The organism is Anabaena sphaerica FACHB-251, assembly GCF_014696825.1.
Classification (GTDB): Bacteria; Cyanobacteriota; Cyanobacteriia; order Cyanobacteriales; family Nostocaceae; genus RDYJ01.
In genome coordinates, this window is the sequence record NZ_JACJQU010000023.1 from 1 (window position 1) to 17557 (window position 17557).

11 protein-coding genes are annotated in these 17557 nt (G+C 38.2%); 6 read left to right on the top strand and 5 right to left on the bottom strand.

Going from position 1 to position 17557, the window contains the following annotated elements:
* Positions 1 to 65 precede the first annotated feature (65 nt).
* The gene (locus tag H6G06_RS23750; protein WP_190564531.1) at positions 66 to 1703 is read right to left on the bottom strand and encodes a CTP synthase; all 1638 of its coding nucleotides are present in this window, start codon (positions 1701 to 1703) and stop codon (positions 66 to 68) included.
* 301 nt (positions 1704 to 2004) lie between these two features.
* On the opposite strand from H6G06_RS23750, the gene H6G06_RS23755 reads away from it, so the two are divergent.
* Both H6G06_RS23755 and H6G06_RS23760 read left to right on the top strand, forming a co-directional pair.
* Positions 2005 to 3756 (top strand): N-acetylmuramoyl-L-alanine amidase, encoded by a 1752-nt coding sequence (locus H6G06_RS23755; RefSeq protein ID WP_190564532.1) that lies wholly within the window; start codon positions 2005 to 2007, stop codon positions 3754 to 3756.
* Between the two features lie 53 nt (positions 3757 to 3809).
* Positions 3810 to 5567: an N-acetylmuramoyl-L-alanine amidase gene (locus H6G06_RS23760; RefSeq protein WP_190564533.1), complete on the top strand. Its 1758-nt coding sequence runs from the start codon at positions 3810 to 3812 to the stop codon at positions 5565 to 5567.
* Positions 5568 to 5643: 76 nt separating this feature from the next.
* On the opposite strand, the gene H6G06_RS23765 is transcribed toward H6G06_RS23760, so the two are convergent.
* The gene (locus H6G06_RS23765) at positions 5644 to 7011 is read right to left on the bottom strand and encodes a sensor histidine kinase (RefSeq protein WP_190564534.1); all 1368 of its coding nucleotides are present in this window, start codon (positions 7009 to 7011) and stop codon (positions 5644 to 5646) included.
* A 164-nt stretch (positions 7012 to 7175) separates the two neighbouring features.
* Between H6G06_RS23765 and H6G06_RS23770 the strand changes: the two genes are divergently transcribed.
* Both H6G06_RS23770 and H6G06_RS23775 read left to right on the top strand, forming a co-directional pair.
* On the top strand, positions 7176 to 7868 hold the full coding sequence (locus H6G06_RS23770) for a response regulator transcription factor (RefSeq protein ID WP_190564535.1): 693 nt from the start codon (positions 7176 to 7178) through the stop codon (positions 7866 to 7868).
* Positions 7869 to 8122: 254 nt separating this feature from the next.
* Positions 8123 to 8434: a hypothetical protein gene (locus H6G06_RS23775; RefSeq protein WP_190564536.1), complete on the top strand. Its 312-nt coding sequence runs from the start codon at positions 8123 to 8125 to the stop codon at positions 8432 to 8434.
* Between the two features lie 221 nt (positions 8435 to 8655).
* Here H6G06_RS23775 and H6G06_RS23780 read toward each other — a convergent pair whose 3' ends face one another.
* The 3 genes from H6G06_RS23780 to argZ form a co-directional block, all read right to left on the bottom strand.
* Positions 8656 to 9147: a DUF2085 domain-containing protein gene (locus H6G06_RS23780; RefSeq protein ID WP_190564537.1), complete on the bottom strand. Its 492-nt coding sequence runs from the start codon at positions 9145 to 9147 to the stop codon at positions 8656 to 8658.
* Positions 9148 to 9548: 401 nt separating this feature from the next.
* Positions 9549 to 9905, bottom strand: coding sequence for a Uma2 family endonuclease (locus tag H6G06_RS27640; protein ID WP_422387064.1), 357 nt, complete (start codon positions 9903 to 9905; stop codon positions 9549 to 9551).
* A gap of 467 nt (positions 9906 to 10372) precedes the next feature.
* Complete coding sequence (gene argZ / locus H6G06_RS23790) at positions 10373 to 12484, bottom strand: bifunctional arginine dihydrolase/ornithine cyclodeaminase (RefSeq protein WP_190564538.1); 2112 nt, start codon at positions 12482 to 12484, stop codon at positions 10373 to 10375.
* A gap of 378 nt (positions 12485 to 12862) precedes the next feature.
* On the opposite strand from argZ, the gene H6G06_RS23795 reads away from it, so the two are divergent.
* Positions 12863 to 15268, top strand: a complete 2406-nt coding sequence (locus tag H6G06_RS23795) for a hypothetical protein (RefSeq protein WP_190564539.1) — start codon at positions 12863 to 12865, stop codon at positions 15266 to 15268.
* A gap of 445 nt (positions 15269 to 15713) precedes the next feature.
* Positions 15714 to 17330 (top strand): hypothetical protein, encoded by a 1617-nt coding sequence (locus H6G06_RS23800; RefSeq protein WP_190564540.1) that lies wholly within the window; start codon positions 15714 to 15716, stop codon positions 17328 to 17330.
* Positions 17331 to 17557: the final 227 nt, after the last annotated feature.

A 17557-nucleotide genomic window follows, 5' to 3' on the forward strand; every position in this document is an offset into this window, starting at 1 on the left:
GTCCCCAGTCCCCAGTCCCCAGTCCCCAGTCCCCAGTCCCCAGTCCCCAGTCCCCAGTCCCCAAATTAAGAAACCTGAACTGGTTTAGGAGTAGTGGCGGTGTGATGAGTACGGGAAATGGAAGCTTCCATGAATCCTTTAAATAAAGGATGGGGGGTACTGGGACGAGATTGAAATTCTGGGTGAAATTGGCAAGCTATAAAGAATGGATGCTGGGAATATTCGACAATTTCCACTAAACGCCCATCGGGGGAGGTCCCACTCACAACATAGCCAGAGTCTAACAAAGCAGTGCGATAAAGGTTGTTAAACTCATAACGATGACGATGGCGTTCATAAATTACTTCTTCTTGATATAGTTCAAAGGCTAATGTACCCGGTTGAACGCGACAGGGATAAAGTCCTAAACGCATGGTTCCGCCTAAATCAACCACATCTTGTTGTTCTGGCAAGAGGTTAATAACTGGGTCTTTGGTGTAGGGGTCAAATTCAGCACTGTTAGCATCAATTAAGCCTTCAACATTTCTAGCCCATTCAATTACAGAACATTGCATTCCTAAGCATAAACCTAAAAAGGGAATTTGGCGATCGCGTGCGTATTTAATGGCGGCAATTTTTCCATCTATACCCCGACTACCAAAACCACCGGGAACAATGATACCATCAACACCTGCAAGATAGTTTTCTGGTGGTTCATTTTCTAAGACTTCTGAGTTTACCCACCGCAAACGCAAATCGCCATGAGTAGCAATAGCAGCATGGCGTAAGGACTCGACTACAGATAGATAAGCATCACTTAAACGGACATATTTACCAACAATGGCAATTTCGACGCTGTATTTGGGACTATACATCCGTTCTACCATTGTTTCCCACTGCGTCAAGTTGGGTTGACGTTGTTCCATTTGCAGTAGGTCTAAAGTTTGCTCTGCCAAACCTTCCCGTTCTAAAATCAAGGGGACTTCATAGATACTACTAGCATCTTGACAATTGATGACACATTCTACTGGTACATCGCAAAATTCTGATAATTTTTGTTTCAAACCTACAGGGATGGGGCGATCGCTCCGACATACTAAAATATCTGGTTGAATGCCAATTGATCTTAGTTCCTTAACAGAATGTTGCGTGGGCTTGGTTTTCATCTCACCCGCTGAGGCTATCCAAGGCAAAAGCGTGACGTGCAGATACAAAACATTTTGCCGTCCTACCTCTTTACGTAACTGACGAATTGCTTCTAAAAATGGCAGTGATTCAATATCACCTACAGTTCCACCAATTTCGGTAATTACGGCTGAAGGATTAGTTTCTTTAGCAACTCTAAGAATTCGATCTTTAATTTCATTAGTAATATGAGGAATTACTTGCACCGTTCCACCATTATAGTCCCCACGGCGTTCCTTATTAATTACTGACTGATAAATTAAGCCAGTAGTAACGCTGTTTAATCGGGACATGGAAGTATCAGTAAAACGTTCATAATGTCCCAAATCTAAATCAGTTTCTGCACCATCTTGAGTAACAAAAACTTCTCCATGTTGAAAGGGACTCATTGTACCTGGATCAACATTAATATAAGGATCGAGTTTGAGAATTGATACCGAATAATCCCGCGATTTAAGCAACCTCCCCAAACTTGCTGCTACAATGCCTTTACCAATACTGGAAACAACGCCTCCAGTTACAAAGATAAACTTAGTCATAGTATTTTCAATTTCTAGTAACTTCTAAAAATACATCCCGTCTCTTGAAGGATAAAGCGTAAGCATTCAGCTGTCAGCGTTCAGCAGTCAGCTTTTTAACGGTTACACCAAATATCACTCACTATTCAATCATCTACCGATTTATCAAACATTCTGAACGGTAGTTGACGGCAGTTGCTACAAGTCGTCCACCGCACTGCCTCCTCCTGACTCCTGACTCCTGATTTTTCATACTTCATTGTTGATCCTGATATTGCCTATTGTCTCACAGTCACTATCCTGAAATCTTCTGTGTTTTATCGTGAAAAAAGTCTTAGGATTAGTAGTATTTAACTGTCTGTTTACCTCCTCCATTGCTTTCGCACAAACATCACTCCTAGTAGTTTTTCCCCCAACAAACTACCAAACCAGTACAGAAAAAATATTTTTTATCGGTACAGCAGCACCCGATGGACAAGTCCTCATCAATGGTAGACCAATTACTCGCAGCCAGACTGGTCATTTTTCTCTCAGTTTGCCCTTACAGTTAGGAGAGAATGTGTTTAAGATACGTTACCAAAATCAGGAACGAGAGATTAAGGTAACAAGGCTTTCTACTCAACCAGAATTACTACAAGGTTTAGGCTTTACCAAAGATTCTCTAACTCCTGCTGTCGATATTGCTAGACTACCGGGAGAACTGATTTGTTTTGGCGCAATTGCACCTCCTCAAGCGAGTGTCTCTGTCAAGCTGGCTAATCAAACCATTCCCTTGTCACTACAACCACCACAGGCGCAATTACCTATTAATTCAAGTGTACTAACGGGAAAAAATCAGCCTACTACTTCTAGTCCTAACAAATATCAAGGCTGTACAACAGTGGCCAAAGTTGCCGATTTAGGACAACCTCTATTTAGTTTGACATTGAATGGTAATACTGCTACTCAACTAAGTCCAGGCAAAATCTCAATTCTGACACCTACACAACTGCCAGTTACTGAGGTAATTGCCGCATCAGGTGTGACTCGTACTGGCCCAAGTACAGATTATTCTCGACTGACACCACTACCAAAAGGAACAAGGGCAACAGTTACAGGTAGAAAAGGTGATTGGTTACGCTTAGACTATGGGGCTTGGATCAATAGCAAGGAAACCAAAATTATACCAGATGCCGTACCACCACAAACAGTAATTCGTAGTGTGGGATATCGTCAGCGTGCAGGTGAAACAGAAATACTTTTCCCGTTACAAGCGGCTGTACCTGTGAGTGTCGAACAAAGTGAGGGTACTTTGACTCTCACTCTCTACAATACCACTGCCCAAACCGATACAATTCGCATAGATGATAACTCCCTAATTTCTCGCCTAGATTGGCAACAGGTGACTCCTACACAGGTCAAGTACATCTTCAACCTCAAAAATCTCCAACAGTGGGGGTATAAACTGAAATACGACTATACAACCCTGGTCTTGAGTTTGCGTCATGCACCGAATATTCACACCAGAAAACTCCTGCCTTTATCTGGTATCAAGATTTTACTTGATCCAGGACACGGTGGTAAAGAATCTGGTTCAAGTGGACCGAACGGGTATTTAGCAAAAGATGTAAATTTGGTGTTATCGAAGTTACTGCGGGATGAGTTGGTGCAGCGTGGTGCAACAGTGGTGATGACAAGAGAAGATGATCGGGTTGTGTCTTTAGTGGAACGTCAGGAGATAATTAGTAAAGAACAACCTGCCATTTCTCTTTCTATCCATTACAACTTTTTAGCTGATGATAGTAAAGTAGAAAAAACTAGGGGGTTGGTGAGTTTTTGGTATCATCCACAGGCACATAGCCTCGCAGTATTTTTACATAATTACCTAGTTAACAAACGCCTTGAACCTTCCTATGGCGTGTTTTGGAATAATTTAGCCCTGACTCGTCCCTCATCTGCACCTGCGGTTTTATTAGAGTTTCGTTTGATGAGTAATGCTGATGAGTTTGAAGAGATAGTCAACTCTCAACAACAGAGGAAAATTGCGAAGACGTTAGCTGATGGGGTGACAGAGTGGTTTAAAATGACAAAATAGAATATTGGTTATTTTACAACATTCACTTTAATTAAATATTTTGTATTTTTACCGTGAAAAAACTTTTAGGATTAGCAATATTTAGCTTTATTTTCACCTCCTCCCTTGCTTTGGCACAACCACAACCATCATTTTTAGTGGTTTATCCTCCAGCAAACCACCAAACCAGTACAGAAAAAATATTTTTTATCGGTACAGCACCACCAGATGCACCAGTTCTAATTAATGATAGACAAATCAACCGCAGTCAGGCTGGTCATTTTGCGCCTAGTTTCCCCTTAAAATTAGGCGAGAATGTATTTAAGGTACGTTACCAAAATCAGGAACGAGAGATTAAGGTAACAAGGCTTTCTACTCAACCTCAGTTACCAGATGGGTTAGGTTTTGCTAAAGATTCTCTAACTCCCGCTGTTGATATTGCTAGACTGCCCGGAGAACTGATTTGTTTTGGTGCAGTTGCACCTCCTCAAGCTAATGTCTCAGTGAAGTTAGCTAATCAAACTATTCCCTTGTCACCACAATCACCAGAAGCACAATTACCTGCTAATTCCAGCATTTTAACCGGGCGAAATCAGGCTACTATCTCTAATACTAATATTCGCAACTACCAAGGTTGTACAACTATCACCAATGCTGCTGATTTGGGACAACCTCAATTTAGTTTGACATTAAATGGTCAGACTATGACGGAAGCTGGTAAGGGCAAAGTTGAAATTATTGCACCTGCACAATTACCAGTTGTAGAGGTAACAGCCGCATCAGGGGTTGCACGCACGGGTTCTAGTACCGATCATTCCCGACTGACACCATTACCAAAAGGGACAAGGGCAAGCGTTACAGGTAGAGATGGTGATTGGTTACGCTTAGATTATGGGGCTTGGATCAATAGTAAAGAAACCAAAATTATACCAGGTGCAGTTGCCCCACAAACAGTCATTCGCAGTGTGGGATATCGTCAACTAGCTGGAACGACGGAGATACGTTTCCCCTTGCAAATGCCTGTACCTGTGAGTGTGGAACAAAGCGATCGCAATTTTACTCTCACACTTTACAATACCACTGCTCAAACTGATACCATTCGTCTGGATGATGACCCTCTAATTTCTCGCCTGGATTGGCAACAGGTGAATCCTCAACAGGTGAAATACACATTTAACCTCAAAAAGCTCCAACAGTGGGGATATAACCTGAAATACGACAACACAACCCTGGTCTTGAGTTTGCGTCATGCACCGAATATTCAGAGTAGAAAACCCTTATCTGGTATCAAGATTTTACTTGATCCGGGTCATGGTGGTAAAGAATCTGGTGCAATTGGTCCAACGGGGTATCCAGAAAAAGATGTGAATTTGGTGGTTTCTAAATTACTGCGGGATGAGTTAGTACAGCGTGGTGCAAAAGTGGTGATGACAAGAGAAGATGATCGAGATGTGTCTTTAGTGGAACGTCAGGAGATAATTAGTAAAGAACAACCTGCGATCGCTCTTTCTATCCATTATAATTCCTTACCAGATAATGGTGATGCGGAAAAAACCAAAGGCTTCGGTAGTTTTTGGTATCACCCTCAATCACATAACCCCGCAGTATTTTTACAAAATTACGTGGTGAATAAACTCCGTAAACCTTCCTATGGTGTGTTTTGGAATAATTTAGCTCTAACTCGTCCCTCTGTCGCACCTGCGGTATTACTGGAATTAGGTTTTATGAGTAATCCCTATGAGTTTGAAGAGGTGGTGAACCCAGAGGAACAAAAGAAAATGGCGAAGACTTTAGCTGATGGGGTGACAGAGTGGTTTAAAATGGCGAAATAGTATTTTATTTCCCGCAGAGGCGCAGAGAGTAATACAAGAGTAGATGAGACCTGTTTTCATCTGTGTTTATCTGCGGTTAATTATTAGCCAGAGGAATTTTCACAGTAAATGTTGTTCCTACTCCCACTTTACTTTCTACAGAAATTTCTCCCTGGTGTCTTTCTACGCATTTCTTAACAACTGGCAATCCTAACCCAGTTCCGACAATGCTTTCGGCATTTTGGCAACGATAAAAAGGCTCATAAATCTTATCCTGTTCCGCTGGGGAAATGCCTATACCCTCATCTATCACCTGAAAGATAGTAGCATCTGCTTGAGAATTTAAAACCAAGGATATGCTACCCCCAGATGTCGAATATTTGATGGCATTTAAAAGTAAATTGCTAAGAATGGAGTACAACAATTTTTCATCTAGAATAGCAGGAAAAGATTGACCCTTCTTGATAAAATTTATAATATGATTTGTACGACTAAACATCTGCACTTCTTCCAGCAGATTCAAACAAAAGTTTTCTACATTTATTAATTGAGGTTTATAATCTAGTTCACCTGCTTCGGCCCTAGTTAAAGTTAGTATATCCGTTAACAAATGATTGATTAACTTCGCTGAAGACTGAATGCGATCAAGATTCTTTAATTCCTGTTTATCCACCAAGTCTACAAGAATCTCACGTAATAATTGAGATGAAAGCAATATTACACTTAAAGGTGTACGAAATTCATGAGAAATCATAGAAAATAGCTGAACCTTTAATTCCCCAATCTTCTTTTCTTGAGCGAGAGAAGATGCCAAAGATTTCAGTTGTTCACGTTTTACCCATTGACGTTCAAGAATACAACACAAACTATAAATCACCCCAAGACTTAAAATAGTCCCTAGTATTTCTATGAATATCCGTAAGTGAATCGTCTGTTCCGACCCATTGAGAGAGGTTTGCAGGTAACGTTTTTCTTCAGATTGAATCTCTGAACTTATGGGAACTATTTTTTCTCTAATATCAATACTTTGTATTGTAATATTATTTTGTCTCTCCAAAGCATTTTTATCTTTTTGATAAAGTTCTATGGATTCATCTAATAGGGATAATCTTTGATTCACTAATAATTTAAATTTTTCAAAATTTTGTCTTTGGCTGAGACTAGGATGTATTTTACCCTCTAATAAATTGAGGTTAGAGCGGATATTTTGGACTGCATTTTGATAACGATTTAAATCCTGCTTACTGCTCAAGAATATATAACCTCGCCGTGCAGATTCTGCCACTGTCATAGCTGCATAAAAGTCAGCTAAAGTATTGAGAGTTTCATAAGTATACTGAACCTTGTTAGCATTTTGCTTAATTTCATTGGTGTTATTAAATGAAGCCAAGGCAACTAGACTCATCAGTAATATAGTTAAAGAAAAACCAGCCACAATCCATTTTCTAGGGAAATACCATTTCATAAAATATCCATTTATAAACTCGTAAGAATATTATTTTCTGCGTTAAAAAGTGATGTTTTGATCTTTTGAACCACACTATTAACACTTTTGGAAATATCCTCTGGTGATAAAAATGATAAAGTTAGAGTCTAACTGAAAATCGCCTGTTGAATAAGGGACAAATTATGCGAATTCTGATAGTTGAAGATGATATTCAACTGGCAGAAGCACTTACAGAAGCTTTAACCAGAAGACAGTATGTAGTAGATGTTGCTAAAGATGGAGAAGCAGCTTGGCACTCAACAGAGTTGATGAAGTACGACTTAGTAGTGCTGGATGTAACTTTGCCAAAGCTAGATGGAATCAGGTTTTGTCAACGCTTACGTACCACTAGCACCAACAGTCCAGCACATCGCAATTCGACAGCACCAGTACTAATGTTAACAGCCCGTGATACTGTAGCTGATAAGATTGCTGGTTTAGATGCAGGAGCAGATGATTATGTAGCAAAGCCATTTGACTTAGAAGAATTAATGGCTCGGATACGTGCTTTACTCAGACGTGGTAGTTCATCGACAACAGTTAGTTTGTCTTGGGATAAGTTATATTTAAATCCAAGTACTTACGAAACAACTTATGATGGTCATATTATCTCATTGACTCCTAAAGAGTATGCAATTTTAGAATTGCTGGTTGCAAACGGTAGAAGAGTATTGAGCCGTTCTAGCATTATTGAGCAAGTTTGGTCTGTTGATGACTCTCCTGTAGAGGAAACAGTGCGATCGCATATTAAGTGTCTTCGGCAAAAGTTAAGAGCTTTAGGTGCGCCAGAAACATTGATTGAAACTGTTCATGGTTTGGGATATCGTCTCAACTGATACAAATTCATCAAGAATTTATGGGTAATGTATTAAATGTAGAGACGATTTATGAACTGTCTCTACCGGATTTTCATATCTCAGAAGCTTCATTTATTAAGTGTATTGTTAGAGAAAAATAGGCTCACCAACATCATACAACCCTTGATAAGATTTGATCTACACAAATTCTGCACAAATCCTGCACGGTAATTGCATATATAGGTTATATGCTGATAGTGTAGATGATTGTTAAGCCAATAAAGAGTTTGTCAATGAAGTGGAAAGATTCATATTATGGCTGGTTAATTGAATTAATACCTTTATCAAAAGGCTATGTATTTAAGTGTTGGATGCCTAATGAAGAAATAGGGATTAGCAATAACCACATTTATCCTAGTTTATCTCAAGCTATGATGGCGGCTAGGACAAGGGCAAAAATCGAGTCAGTTAAGTTATCACTGTTCAGTTTTTTAAATCAATATTACGAAAAATACAGCCTTACTACTCAAGAATATATGGATCTAAAAAAATCGGTTTTTGACTTTACTACTGTTGCTAGTCAACTGGAAATACAAGACTATTAAACTAAACTCAGGAGATGAATCAGAGAGCTATGGATTAAAAAGGGAACCAATACAACGCTTTTCCTCTATCTTCAAAAATTAGTTATTAAAATTCTTTAGTAGTTATGCAGGGTGCGTGACTTAAATCACGTTATTTTCATCAAAGGGAGTAAAAAATGCTAACGAATATTATATATGGTCGTGGCAGTGGTAGATTGAATCTAACTGGTTCGCACCTCTTTCTACTTGTGCAGAATTGGCATAGTAAATAAACCCCAAGCCAAACCAGTAATTAAACCAAAAGGGGTGACAATATAATTATTAAAATCCCATAAACCGAAAACTTGCGCTGCTAATTCCAACGGATAAGCCATCATTAATACACTAGCAAAAGCCGCACCAATCCAACCATATTGACTTAACCAAAAAACGCCTTTTCCATTAGTTAAAGCATACAAAATCCGAGTAATTAATAATCCCGTCACCGTCCCATAACAGCGCATACAAACTGCCATAATGAAAGGTGACGATAACTCCAAACCCATAGTAGGCTGCGGACATACATGATTACCCATAAAGTAAATAATATCCGCAATTCCTGGAAGTAAAAACACGCCAGAAGCAGCGAGAAAAGGCGCAATAGGTGGACCAAAAACCATTCCTACTAACAGGAAATCAGCAAAAAAACTCACCCAATTAACCCGTAACCCTCTTAACAAAACTACCCTTTCCATATTCTCTCTGTGTCCTCTGTGCCTCTGTGGTTCGTTTTCTTCAATGCCCAAAACGATTATAAATCATCATCTGTATTTATACCCATTTCCCGTAAACGTGCTGCTAATTTTGCAGCTTTAAGTTCTGCTTGTTCAGCCCTTAATCTTTGTAATTGGGCTTCTTCTTTACCCAATAATAATAAATTACCATCTAAATCCCACCAGCGCAGCCAAAGTTGTTCAGGATTATTTCAGGACTTACGCAAAACAGAACGGAAGTAGGGGTAATTCATGAATTACCCCTACGCAAGAATCAGGTTTTGAGTTCAATCTTGCGTAAGTCCTATATTTAAGTAACTTCCTAGCCATAATCCTAATTCTACACCTAAAGGGGGAATGGGATAATGTCCGCGTTCGTTAGGCTACATTTTTTGGTAAGAAAAATCTACCAAATGATAAACTTCTAATTTATCATTATTAATTTCATAAATAGCATAATAGGGAATGCGAATAACTCTTTCATATACCCAAAATTTACCAGGTTTTTCACCTTCCTGTAAACCAGATAGAGGAGTTGTATCTCGTTCTTCGTTACCATTACCACTGGCTAATTCTATCGCAATTAATGGGGGTATATATTCCCGCCATAATACATAAGAACGGCGAATTTTACCTGCTAATCTTGGTGCTACATCAGGGACATAAAACCAATCTGGTGCAACTGTACCTTTTTCTGGTGGTTCAGTTTCGTGCCAATAAATACCACAATCTTGACCTATACAAAATTGTCCATCGGGAAGTCATATTTCGCCCCATTCTTCAGTTGTGGGTGTGGTGATATCTTCAAAATATTGAATCTTACCACGGAGGGGACTAAATAATTCTGTTGTTGAACTTTTGACAGCAATATTTTCTGGTTTTATAGTTTCTATAAAAGTAATTAAAACTTCACTTTCTAATAGACATCTCCGGTAATTAAATGTGCGTGGTTTGAAACCCTTGTAGAGACGTTCCGGCGGAACGTCTCTACCATATTTCCGGAGAGGTCTAATATATTTTTCGGAATCTCAGCTAACTCAATTTTTCCATTTTTATAGCTTCCTTTCACAGTTTGTAACATCACTAATCATCTCCTTTTCTTCATATTTTTTATATTATAACTCTCTGCGTTCTCTGCGCCTGGAGCGTGAAAAAAACAAAGACACAAAAACCCTTAGCGTCTTTGTGTCTTTGCGTGAGAAAATTCTTAACCTACATTAGCAACATAAGGACTCGTCAACTTATCCAACTGTTGAATTAACAGACTGAGGAATAAACCTACATCAGTCACCACACCAACAGATTCTATTGAACCGCGATCGCTCAATTTCGTCACTACCGCTGGGTTAATATCCACACAAACCATCCTCACACCTGCGGGAGTCATATTTCCCACCCCAATAGAATGCAGCATAGAAGATAACATCAAAATCATATCCGCACCTTGGATGATTTGAGAATATTCCTGTTGTGCTAAAATCAGGTTCATTTGCGTATCTGGTAAAGGGCCATCATCCCGAATGGAACCAGCGAGGGAAAAGGGAATGTTATTTTTCACACATTCATACATCACTCCACTTTTGACCACTCCCGCTTCTACAGCTTTAGCAATGCTACCAAAACGGCGGATAGTATTAATGATCTTCAAATGATGTCGGTGTCCACCACGCACAGCTACACCCCGCTTCATATCCACACCCAGGGATGTTCCCAGTAGATTTTGTTCCATGTCATGGACAGCGATCGCATTTCCGCCTAAAAGTCCCTGTACGTAACCTTCTCGAATCAATCTAGAAAGATGTTCACCGCCACCTGTATGAATCACCACAGGCCCAGCCGTGACCACGACTTTACCACCGCTATCCTTTATTTTACGTAATTCCCAAGCCACTTGTTCAACGACTAATTCCACCCGTCTTTCGCTGGAAACACCGGAAGACATAAAGCTGAATTCTTGGGAGTTGCGTTGTTCTCGTGATTCAGCTTTGCGGACAGTGCGAATACCTAAAACATCAACTACGACGCGATCGCCTATTTCCAAATCACGCAATAGTTTACACTTAGCTACTATACCATTGGGAGTTTGAGAAATGGCGATCGCCCCATCCATGCGTTGATTTTGGACTTTCAGCCATTCCCCATTTACCCGGATTTCAGTCGGATAAATCGTGCTAACATAGAAATCATCAGGAGCAACACCCGCTTGTACCACAGGTTCTAATTTAGAATCTCGTTCATCTTGGGGTAAATCAACCGCACCCAAATCAATCAACTGAGATATAATTTCTTCCATCACGTCGTGAGATGGTGCAGATACCCTCACCTCAGCCGCAGATGTACTTTGACGTTGTTCTCCCAAGTTGAATTTGAGAACTTGGAAACTTCCCCCCATTTCCACAATCAAATCTAAAGCGCGGTTAATTAAACCTGCATCTAGTAAGTGTCCTTCCATGCGAATGACACGACTTTCTACAGATACATTAGCGTGAATTTCCTCGCCAATAGGTTCTGTTACCCGCAAAGTCAAGCATTTAGCCGCACCACCAGCTTTGAGAAATTCCGTCAAAGGGGTTTCAATAACTTGAAAACCTACTTCTGCTAACCGTGATTTTAAATTATCACTGGCTTTATTCATAATCACGATGCTTTCGATATTCACTGCATTACAAGCGAAATTAACAGCATCGGCTTCTTCAATAGCGATACGCTTTTCCGGTGCAACGCGCATTTCAATGACGCGGTTGGAGTAGGAATCAAAAGCACCAGGGTAATACAGCAAATAACCATTTGCTAAAGGACAGAAGCAGGTATCAAGGTGATAAAAACGCTCATCCATCAACCGCAGGGAAATCACCTCAATGTCCAGCCATTTAGCCAGGTAGGGGTGAGAATCTAATTCTGACCGGAAACCGTATCCAGCCCATAACCAACGCCCTTCCCGGTCTAGGAGTGCGTCACCAGCACCTTCAAAGGGCAGGTCTTTGGGAAGTGTGTAAACATTAAAACCATTATTTTCAAACCACTGTTGAAAATACGGTTCTTCACCTTGACGTTCTTTATGTAAAAAGCGGCTGAGAACAACGTTTTCACCGAGGACTAAACCTGCATTGGCACTGAATACCATGTCAGGCCAGCCTTTTTCAGGTGCAACTAAATCAACAATGGCGTGATTTTTGATAACATTGTATAATTTATTCCATTGTTCCACAGCGCGATCGCGTGAGGACTTATGAATATTCCCTTCCATCCACGGATTAATCACATAATCCACATCATAGTGGTCGGGAGCGCACATTAAAAACCGAATTTGGGAAACCATAAAAATTTTTACTTCGCTTTTCAGTAATCTCTTCTGGATACAGAGTTTTGGTGTTCTACTTCTGTCAAATCTGCTACTTAATTGCTACCTTTTGTTCTTGGTAGGCTTTATAAGGCGATCGTTACCTATTCTATTACTGCTAGGGACAATGTGAGAAAATAAAGCAAAAAATGTGTTATGAGGGATGTTATAGTGTGGCTAATAACCGTTTATAGAAAAGCATGATTACATTTAAATGACATATATAATCTTCTTGCCTTTGCAGTATGGGAGCTACTTCTATGTCCCATTATCTAAGAAAGGTCTATAGTAACAGCACATTCATTCGGTAAAAAACTTGTAATTTTTATAATAGTTCTGAAAAGGAATAAAAAGATTATGAATATTGACGAAGCAAAAATCAAATTTGACTATATTAGAAATGAGGTTAGCTCTTATATTGACAAGATAAAGTCAGAAACAGATACGCGAGTAAATATTATAGATCGAATTTTAATAGAAGTTTTAGGATGGGAAAAAGAAGAAATAGAACGAGAACCGCACACTGCTAGCGGATTTGTTGATTATCTATTAAAATATGGCGACAAAAATTTCCTAGTTATTGAAGCAAAAAAAATAGGGTTTGAATTAATAGAAACAACAAACCAAAAGGTATCTTCCTATAAGCTTGGTGGTGCTGCAATCAAGCCAGCAAAGGATGGAATTATTCAAGCTAGTAACTATTGTCTAACAACTGGTGCTACATTTGCTGGTCTTACAAATGGAATATGTTGGATAGGTTTTAATCCTTTCCCTAGAGATGGAAAACCTCTTTTTGATTCTAATTCAATTACTTTTCCTTCTCTAGAATCAATTTCTGATAAATTTGCAATGTTCTATGATTTGTTTTCTAAAGAAGGTGTACTAGAAAAACGATATCTTACACAGATACAGAAATTTTCAACTTCCGTAACCGGATATTATGAAAAACTTTATTCTGTTCACGAAATGAACAATAATCGTATGATCCCTAAATCGGATTTTCAAATAGATTTAGATAAATTTTTCAATGAATTTTTTACTACTTTAGCTGGTGATAATGATCCAGAGATGCTCATTGAATGCTTCGTAGAAACTCAAGACAGCATTAATGCTGAACGAGCAATGCAGAAAATTTCTGAAAATATATTAAACTCTATTCAATCACTTAATTCTGGTACTGGTCGGGAATTAGAGAAAGAAATAGAATTTTCTATAGAAACAGAAAAAACATCAGATATTGTATTGATAGTAGGTGAAAAAGGTTCGGGTAAATCTACATTTATTGAGCGGTTTTTTACAATTATTCTTGATAAAAATGTGCGTAGTTTATGCCTAGCACTAAAAATAGATATGGCTAATTCAAGTGGAGATATAAATTATGTTACTAAATGGATTTATAAAAATCTTAAAGATTGTATAGAAAAAGAATTATATAAAGGTAACTCTCCAGAGTATGAAGAACTACAAGGTATCTTTTATAAAGAATATCAAAGATGGAAAAATGGAGAATTTAAATATTTATATGAAAAAGATCGTCAAGAATTTAAAATAAAATTTGGAGAATATATTTTTAATAAAAAAGAAAACAATTTAGAGGAATATGTAATAAATTTATTATATCATGTAGTACGCTCAAGAAAATTAATGCCATGTATTGTTTTTGATAATACAGATAATTTTTCGCAAAAATTCCAAGAAGCAGTTTTTCAAGTCGCAGAATCAATACACAGAGCAGTTTTTTCTTTTATTATAGTGCCAATCACAGATAAAACAATTTGGCAGTTATCCAAATCTGGTCCATTTCAATCATATGATTCTAAATCATTTTATTTGCCAGTACCATCAATTAAAGATATTCTTGATAAAAGGATAAAATTTCTTAAGAAAAAAATTGAAACTGAAAAAAATGGTAAGTCTTATTTCCTTAACAGAGGAATAAGAGTTAAAATTGATGATATAGGAGCTTTTGTATCATGTATTGAGGAAATTTTCGTTAATGAAGACTTTACTTCTCGTCGCATTGGATGGATTGCTAATCATGAAATTAGACGTAGTTTAAAAGTTTTTCAGGGAGTAGTTACCTCTCCTTGTCTTGGAATTGATGAACTTGTGAAGAGTTATATCCTGGGTAATATGGAAAATATCAACCCGCAAAAAATCACCAAAAGTTTAATTCTTGGAGAATATAAAGGATTTGCTCAGGAACATAGTCAATTTATATTAAATCTCTTTACATTAAAAAATAATCTTGTCTCAAGTCCTTTAACAAAAATAAGAATTTTGAGACTATTACGTGATAAAGAGGCATCATCAAATGATGTTCATGAATCTTATCTGACTCTTCAAGAAATAGAAAATTATTTTGAGCCTATGTGTGTAAATGAAGATATAATAGTAAATTATATCAAAGAACTCATTTCATATAGATTATTACAAACGTATGATCCAAGCGATGATAAGGTTTACTCTGGACAAAGGCTGTCCATAACTTCATGCGGTAAAATTCACATTGAAATGATCATGAATGATGAGATTTATATTTCACAAATGGCCTTAGTAACAGAAATTAGAGATATTAGTGTTGTTGAAAAGATTAGAAAACTTGGTCAACAGGGACTAAATGCTAGGGAATACTGGAACGGAGTTATATCAACATTTATTGAATACTGTTTAGAAGAAGATAAAATATTTGTTAGACTACCAAAGGATAATCTATATAGAAGTCAGCAAGTAATAATAGATGAACTATCAAAATGGAAATGACTTGAGATTTCTGATTTCCTGAGTGTTCAATTTATCTAAATAAAGACTTACCGATTGACACAAAATAGAAAATATAAAGCATGCATTTAAGGTTTTTAAACGCTGTTTACATCTAACATTTGTGACTTTCAAAATGCAAAACAATCTTTAGGTTTATCAGTTATGACACCCACACAGCTAGTAATTAAATTAGCCTCTGGAGAAATTTAGCAAACACTGTTACAAGGTTTAGGAAAAGCCTCCGAAAGTCAAATTAAATCAGTTTTAGCTGAACGTGAAGTAGTACAACCAGAAGCAGAATTAACTCCTGAAATTATCGCTTCTCTTCAACAACGAATAGATAACTCTACTAGAGTATAATCTAAAAAACACTCAAACTAAATAATTGGCGATCGCTATCATGGTAAATTGGTACAGGGATAAGCCATGATAGTCTTATAAAAATATGCAAAACAGAAATAGCAGCTTTTTAGTTGGTAACACCAGAGGTGACAATGTTCTCCGCTTCGATGCTGCGACAGGTAACTATTTAGGAGAGTTTATCACTGCTGCTCTGGGTGGACTTAAAAATCCTGACACCTTGCTTTTTGGACCCGATGGAAACGGTGACGGTAAAAGTGACCTTTATGTGGCCAGTGGTTCAGAACTAGGAAGTTCCTCTATTTTAAGGTTTGACGGACAAACTGGTAATTTCATTGATGTATTTATCGGCGATAATCCAGATACAGACGAAGATGAAACCGGGGGTTTGATTCGTCCCTACGGTGTAGCTTACGGACTAGATGGGAATTTTTACGTTTCTAGTTTCTTCAGTGACCAGATATTGCGCTACAACGGTACAACTGGAGAATTTATTGATGTTTTTGCCCAAGGAAATGCTCAAGCCGGTGGTTTAAATGGACCCAACGGGCTTCTTTTTATTAATAACAGTCTCTATGTTACCACTCAAGGCAGTGTAGCCAAAGTTAATCTCGATACTGGAGAGGTTTCCGCTGATTTTAGTGCAGGTTTACCCAGTCAAGTTTTACGTTATGACTCACTAGCAGCGGGAACAACACCTACAGTTTTTGCTACACCTTCACCTTCACCAGAAAGCTTGGGTTTTGTCAGTTTGCTTGGTTTAGCTGTTGCTAAAGATGGTGATTTATATGTAAGTGATTTTGCTAATGGTATTCAACGCTATGACTTAGAAACTGGCAATTTAGTAAAAACTGTTTCTACAAATTATACAACTGAAACTCCACCCAGTAATAATTTTATTGGTGGTCTGGCTTTTGCTCCTAATGGTGATTTACTGACTGTTGGTTTTAATCGGACTACGGAACAGGGTGCGATTCTCCAGTATGATACTCAAGGTGGTTCACCTGTTAATCTTTATGAAATTTTAGTTCCCACAAACCCAGTTCTTGAGCGTCCTATTGGTATAACTTTTTTCCCGACGGAGAGCAAGTTGGTGTTTGGAACTCCAGGAAATGATGATTTAACAGCAGGTGTGGATTTAGAAGCTATATCAGACATCGTATTTACTGGTGCTGGTGATGATAAAGTTGACCTGGCTATTAAAAGCTATGCTAGTAATAACCGCATTTTCTTAGGTAGTGGTAATGACATTATATATGTGAGGAACAGCGATCGCGCCTTTGGTGGTTCAGGTGATGACGTTTTTGATGCTACCGATGGTAAAGGTGGTAGTCGGATGTCAGGTGGTGCTGGTAATGATACCTTTTACCTTGGTAGTGGCGATAGGGCTTTGGGAGGTGCTGGTGCTGATCTATTTGTTGTTCAGTCCGGTGGTGATAATCTATTAGCAGGTGGTGCTGGTGCTGACGAGTTCCAGATTGTTACTGCTGAACTACCAGAAGCAGCTAACACAATTCTTGACTTTGAGATTGGTATTGATGTGATTAGTATTCGTGGTGCTGCTACTCTTGGTATTTCTGCTGCGACTTTAGTTTTGCATGAAATTGGTGGCAACACAGAGATTAGTTTTGGTGATAAAACTCTCGCAATTCTCAATAGTGTTCACGGTTTAGATGTTAATATGATCAAATTTTCAAGTTAAAGCTGTTGATATAGCAGAAGGCAAGAGGCAATCTTGCTCTCATGCAAGAGTAAAACCCTTGTTATTCTTTGGTTTCAAGGACTAATCATGTCCTAATTATCCTGGCTACAGCTATAACTAATTAAAGATACTCAGTTGATTCATTGTTAACATGAATTTATGTAACGGTTTTTGTAACTTCCTCCCTGAAAATTAATTTCCATGCCATGATGGGAGTTGAGAAGTAA